Below are 6,389 nucleotides of genomic sequence, written 5' to 3'. Positions count from 1 at the left end.
AAAAGACCCGTCAATCTTCAAAGTTAATCCGCACCATCTCATTCCAGGACCACACACCTCGGCCCATTTTGCCTTTCAAAAGCGTGGTTGGGACAATCCCGGCCACGCTTCGGCTTTCCGGCTCATTCTATCGCTCCGCTTGCGCTTTTGAATTACAGAAAGCAATTAGGGCGCGAGGTAGTTTTGCAATAGATTGATTTCCTTGCATTTGTTTCTGGCAGGCTTCTATAGAAAGCCGGCTGCATTTATTGTAGTTTCCCCGCGATTTTAGGGATGCCTCCTCGTATGAAGTCTACTGAACAACGGCCGGACGCCGACGCTTTGTCTTTTCTCAAGATGCAGTCGCTGCGGTTGTGGTCTATACTCCTTCGTTTTGCCCAGGAGCAGCGGCTCCAGCTTACCCGGCGCATGCGCGTGTTTTCCGCTAATGGCCGCGAATTCGCGCTGACCGCCGAAGAGGCCCATGCACGGCAGGTGGCAGGAGAACTATCGGCAGCACTAGACTTGTGGGAAGATGTGCGTGCGCGCTGGCCGCAGGATGCGGCAGCTTATGTAGGGGCAGCTTCTTGTGCGCGTCAACTGGGGCAGATCGACCGCGCCGAAACGATCACGGCCGAAGGCTTGTCGCGGTTCCCTGCCGAACGCAACCTGATCTCCGAGGCCGCGCAAAACCTGCAGGCGCGGGGCGACTGGACTGGTAGTGTGGCGATGTGGGAGCGCATCGTTGACCGCAACGACGCTCAGCCGGTCTGGCTGCATATCTACGGCCACGCCTTGCTGATCTGTGGAGAGTACGACAGGCTCGAAGCGGCGCTGAAGCGGTTCCGCGCGCTTTACCCTAAGAAGAGCAGCTTCATCAGCCTTGAGGCTATGCTCGCCAGCGAACGGGAGGACTGGGAAACGGCCGTTCGGTTATGGCAGGGATTTCGCGAGGCCTTCCCCAACGAGCCGGTAGGCTGGGAACATTATGGCCGTGCGCACCAGGAACTGGAATATGCCCGGATGGCCGAGTGCGGCGACGACCACTCGGTGGCGCCCATGGAGCAGGTCAAGGTCGACATTCTCGATGACGAAGAGGCCCGCCAGCTTCTAATCGGCTTCGAGGGGCTGGGCAGCGACTGCGAATTCGGCCTCGCGCAGCGTCGCTTCGGCGCCGAACCGCTGAGCTTGCTGCGCTTCAATGCCGTGACCTTTGGAGGCCTCATGACGGGTCTCGCCACGCGCTTTGACGGCATGGGTCTGCAGGAAAACACCGAAATGATCACGCTTGCGAACGGCGAATACTTCGTGCGCGACCGGCGTTGGGGCCTCGGCATGCACACGTTCAAGTTCGTTGGGCAGATCGACGGTGATCTTCTTTTCCGCAAGTTCTGCGAACGGGTCGTTTTCCTTCGCGACAAGCTGCTTTCCGATCTTGGCGAGGGACGCAAGGTTTTCGTTTTCTTTGCGCCCGGGCTTGCGCTCAGCGACGTGAAGATGCTGCACGCGGCGTTGCGGGAGGTCGGGCCGGTCAAACTGCTGCACGTCACCACGGCGGATTCGGCCCTGGCGCAGGGGCTTGCGGCCGAAGGTGGCGGGATCGATGTCGTTGCACCGGACCTTTACATCGGCTATCTCAGCCGGACCGGCCGAACGGCGACCGGTGCTTGGGACATAGCCTTCGACGACTGGCTCACCGTCTGCCGCAAGGTCAGAACGGCAGTCGATGGCGGCTGAAAGACCGGAAGCGGAGAAGTGACGATGAGTGGCAGAGGGAAGCGTTGGCGTTCTCTTTTCAGGAGACAGGAGCGGCAGGCCTCGCCACAACAGGAAATCCTCGCTTTCGACAGCTATGAGACGCGCGCGCCATCGGCGCAGAACTGCGTCGATGTCATTCCCGGCTGGAACACGCGTTTTCCTGATGAGATCGGTGTCGTTGCCGGCAACGTGATCGACTTCACCGACGAGCGAATCATCTGGGCACTTGAACGCTTCGGCGATGCGCGCGATCGCAACGTGCTGGAGATCGGCCCGATGGAAGGGGCGCATTCCGCTCTGCTGGAGCGGCACGGCGCCAATGTTACTGCGGTCGAGGCCAGCAAGAACGCTTTCCTCAAATGTCTGATCACCAAGGAGATCGCCGGGTTGAAGCGCACGCGCTTCCTGCTCGGCGACTGTGTTCCCTTCCTGGAGGAGAACCAGACGCGCTACGACCTCATCGTCGCGAGCGGCGTGCTCTATCATATGCGCGACCCGCTTCGTTTCCTGCAAGCCGTCGCCAGCCGCACCGATACGCTTTATCTCTGGACGAGCTGCATCGATGAGGCGGCGAAGGTCGAGACGGCCGAGACCGAAATCTACAGGCGCGAGCGCGAGGATGTCATGTTCCGCGATCACCCTGTGACGCTCTACCGCCGGGGCTATCTCGGTGCGGAGCACACGGCGAAATTCTGTGGCGGCATTTTCGACGATCCGCGCTGGATGGATCGTTCGAGCCTGCTCGATACATTGCGGCTCCTCGGCTTCACGTCGATCGAAATCGCGCATGAGGCAAAGCCGCTCCCGTTGGAACCCTGCCTCTCCATCTTTGCCCGAAAGGGATAAGCATGGCTGCCAGCCCCGATCTTTACTTCCTGCCGGCCGTTCCGGAGGATTGGCGCATGCGCCTCAGAGCGCTCGCTGCGGCCCAGGCTTCGCCCGAGGCCTGGGCGGAGAGTATCGCGCTTGCCGGCTTCGCGCTGAACTTCACCCAGGCAAGCGCGCTCGACACTATCGTGCACCGGCTTTTCACCACGGTGCCAGCAGACCTCCTGTCCACCGCGCCCGAGCGGCTCGCCGTTCTTTCCTCCGCGACGATGACACACCTCCTGCCGTCGTTGCGTGTTTCGGCCTTGCGTCGTGGCATCTGGCTGGACACATGGGAGAACGACTACGGGCTCTACCATCAGGCGGTCCTCGACCGTGACACGCCGCTGGAGGGTTTCGCGCCAACTGCCGTACTCTTCAGCCTCGATGCCGAACATACAACACGCGGGATCGGCGCATGCCGCGCCCTCACCGAGGCGGAGCAGCAGAAGGAAAGCCTTCTCGCCATGTTGGAGGCACTGTGGGCGCGTAGCGTGGAACGCTTCGGAGCGCAGGTTCTGCAGCAGACGCTCCTGCCGCGCCTGCCCGAAACGCTCGGCGGCAACGAACACTGCAATCCAGGTTCTGCCGCGGCGCATCTTCGGGCAATCAACGAAGCCCTGAGGCCGCGCACCGCTGCGGCCGGCGTCGGCCTCGTCGCTCTCGATGCGCGTGCGGCGACGGACGGGCTTGCTGCCTGGTTCAATCCGGCGCTCTGGTTCAAGTCCAAGCAGGAGATCAACCCGGCCGCCGCGCCGATGTTCGGTGAATTGCCGTTGCGCCAGATCGCGGCTCGCAAGGGCAAGGTCGCCAAATGCTGCGTGCTCGATCTCGACAATACGCTCTGGGGTGGGGTCGTCGGCGATCATGGGATAAATGGTATCATCGTCGGGCAGGGATCAGCGGAAGCAGAGTCGTTCTCGGCTATCCAAGCCTATGCCGCCAGCCTTCGCCGGCGTGGCATCCTCCTTGCTGTCTGCTCGAAGAACGACGAGTCCGTCGCCCGCCGCGCCTTCGAGGAAAACCCCAACATGACGCTCAAGGCCGGTGATTTCGCCTCCTTCGTCGCCAATTGGGAGGACAAGCCGTCCAACCTGCGCCGTATCGCGCGGGAGCTCAATATCGGCCTCGATTCCCTCGTTTTCGTCGATGACAATCCGTTCGAGCGCGACTTGGTCCGCCAGACCCTGCCGATGGTCTTCGTGCCGGAGTTGCCCGAGGAGCCGGCGCTGATTCCGGCGGCTCTCTCGGACGCGGGCTGCTTCGAGAGCCTGGCGTTGACGGCGGAGGATTTCGATCGCGCAGGTCTCTATGCGCCGGAACGGCGCATGCCGGACCTCACGGATCCCTCGACGGACCTGCCAGCCTATCTCGCGTCTCTCGGCATGACAATGAAATGGGGGAACGTCGACGACGCCTCGCGCGCCCGCGTCACCCAGCTCATCAACAAGACCAACCAGTTCAACGTCACCACCCGCCGCTATACCGAAGCGCAGGTCAAGGCGATGGAAGCCGACGAGACGGGTTTCTGCCTGCATTTCCGGCTTCTCGACAGGTTCGGCGACAACGGCTTGATCGGCGTCGTCATCGGCCGCCTCGGCGCGGCTGCTACCATCGAGATCGACAGCTGGCTGATGAGTTGCCGCGTCCTGGGCAGGCACGTCGAGGAAGCCATGTTGAACGTCGTCGTCGCCGAGGCTGCTGCCCGCCATGCGCGAAAAGTCGTCGGCGTCTACCTGCCGACGGAGCGTAACGGCATGGTGGCGGAACTCTATCCGCGGCTCGGTTTCGCCCCGCTTTCCGCCGATGAGACCGGCAGGACATTCGTGCTCGAACTCGATGCCTTCACCCCGCATACACCGCCCATCCAAGCCGTGAGGATCGCATGATCGCAGAAGACAGAATTCACGCCGTTCTGGTCGACATTTTCTCCGACGTCTTCCTGCGTGACGATATCGTCATCTCGAATGCGCTGTCGGCCCGCGATGTCGAGGAATGGGACTCCTTCAAGCATATCGAGATCATCATGGCGAGCGAGGCGGCCTTTGGTGTAAAGTTCACCTCGGCCGAACTCGACAGGCTCTCGACGCTCGGCGATATGGTGAAGATCATCGCCGAACGTGGCAAACTGCCGGACTGAGATCCGCCGCGGAGGCGTCCATGACGGCCGATATCCTCGCCCAGCGCACCTTTACGCTGGAAGATCAACAGATTTTCGCGCGCCTGACGGGCGATGCCAACCCGATCCATGTGGATCCGCTCGCCGCCCGGCGCAGCCTTGCCGGCGCGCCGCTGGTGCATGGCGTGCACCTCCTCATCTGGGGGCTCGATGCGCTGTGCCGGCATCTGGAACCATCGGTTACCCTCTGTTCCCTGCGGGTCAATTTCGAGAAGATGGTCCCGATCGGCACGCGGGTGGAAGCCGTACTCGCCGACCGGAAGGCCGATCGCGTCCGGCTGGAAATCCGGCTCGATGGCCGGCCGGCTGCCGTGGTCCTCGTCGGCCTTTCCACGCCCGCGCAGCGCCAGCCGGTATTCCTGCATGGGCAGGCCTTCACTCCCTCGCAGCCGCTGTCGCTTTCCCTTGCCGAGATGGCGGCGCTTGCCGGCCATGTCGTTCCGAGGCCGGAGGCGACTGCACTTGCCGAGCTTTTTCCTGCACTCGCTTCCCGGATCGGGCAACGACGGATCACCGGCCTGGCCGCCGCCACCTTCATCGTCGGCATGGTGTGCCCCGGCCTGCATTCGATTTTCCGCAGCCTTGATCTTGCTGCGGCCGAAGAGGCTGCGGTCGACGAGGCGTTGCACTTTGCTGTTTCCTCCCTTGACGAGCGCTTCCGTATGGTGCGGATAGCCCTATCGGGGGCGGGTTGGACGGGGCGTATCGACGCGCATATCCGCCCGGAGCCTGTGGTTCAGCCCGCAATGCCAGAGATTGCCGCTCGTATCGGCGCGACAGCCTTCGCGGGTGTTCGGGCGCTTGTCGTGGGCGGATCGCGCGGTCTCGGCGAAACGCTGGCGAAGGTTCTTGCCGCAGGATCGGCGGAAGTGGCGATCACCTACCGCATCGGCAAGGACGATGCGGAACGGGTTGCGCGGGAAATCCGCGAAACCGGCGGCCGTTGTCATGTCCTTGCCTATGATACGACCGCTGGCGTTGCGGAGGGGCTGCGGATCGCCGGCTTTTCGCCGAACCAGCTCTACTATCTCGCTACCCCCACCATCCGGCCCGGCAACAGCGCCTACAATGCGGCGCGCTTTGTCGAATATGCCGCCTTTTACGTCGATGGTTTTGCGCGGGTGGTCGAGATGGTCGCTGCGAACGCGGACGAAAAACTTGACGTGTTCTATCCGTCGACCGTGTTCATCGAGGATGCGCCGACAGGGTTTGCGGAATACGCGATGGCCAAGGCAGCCGGTGAGCTTCTCTGCCGCGAATTCCAGTCGCGCGGGATCGTGCGGAAGGTGCTGGTCGAGCGCCTTCCGCGCCTGCTGACCGACCAGACGCGAACACTCGCGGAAGAGAACTTTCCCGACACGGTCGACGTCCTCGCCGGCATTGCCATGAAAATGCGCAGGGGTGCGACAGAGTAGCGGCCGGTCCAGCAGCCAATTGCCGTTCGTCCGGGGTTGTCGCTTTACGGGCGTTGCGGTTATACAGAGCCACCAATGCGCCGCAGGCCGAACCTGCACGCGGTCCGGGCGGGTTTGCCTTTGCCAAGCATGTCAATGGGTTGCGATCTTGCTCTTCAACATGGAATGTGATCACGGAAACCTCATCGAGG

Annotated in this window: 5 protein-coding genes; all 5 read left to right on the top strand. The window is 62.4% G+C overall.

Going from position 1 to position 6,389, the window contains the following annotated elements; genetic code table 11:
- Window positions 1-285: 285 nt before the first annotated feature.
- Genes V8U06_RS15740 through V8U06_RS15720 form a run of 5 tightly spaced genes read left to right on the top strand, consistent with a single transcriptional unit; the run spans window position 286 to window position 6,198 of the window.
- The gene (locus V8U06_RS15740) at window positions 286-1,716 is read left to right on the top strand and encodes a tetratricopeptide repeat protein (protein ID WP_427141452.1); all 1,431 of its coding nucleotides are present in this window, start codon (window positions 286-288) and stop codon (window positions 1,714-1,716) included.
- Window positions 1,717-1,740: 24 nt separating this feature from the next.
- Window positions 1,741-2,583 carry a class I SAM-dependent methyltransferase gene (locus V8U06_RS15735; protein WP_427141451.1) on the top strand — a complete coding sequence of 281 codons (843 nt, stop codon included), beginning with the start codon at window positions 1,741-1,743 and terminating at the stop codon, window positions 2,581-2,583.
- Between the two features lie 2 nt (window positions 2,584-2,585).
- Entirely contained in the window at window positions 2,586-4,493 is a 1,908-nt protein-coding gene (locus V8U06_RS15730) for an HAD-IIIC family phosphatase (RefSeq protein WP_427141450.1), read from the top strand.
- Window positions 4,490-4,744, top strand: a complete 255-nt coding sequence (locus V8U06_RS15725) for an acyl carrier protein (RefSeq protein ID WP_427141449.1) — start codon at window positions 4,490-4,492, stop codon at window positions 4,742-4,744. Before V8U06_RS15730 ends, V8U06_RS15725 begins: the two co-directional genes overlap by 4 nt.
- Before the next feature lie 20 nt (window positions 4,745-4,764).
- A complete protein-coding gene (locus V8U06_RS15720) occupies window positions 4,765-6,198 on the top strand; it encodes an SDR family NAD(P)-dependent oxidoreductase (protein ID WP_427141448.1) in 1,434 nt (477 codons plus the stop codon).
- The last annotated feature ends 191 nt before the right edge of the window (window positions 6,199-6,389 follow it).

The organism is Shinella sp. G-2 (assembly GCF_050172695.1).
GTDB lineage: Bacteria > Pseudomonadota > Alphaproteobacteria > Rhizobiales > Rhizobiaceae > Shinella.
Note: the sequence above shows the minus strand (reverse complement) of the source record. Positions and strands in the feature narration are given on the sequence as shown.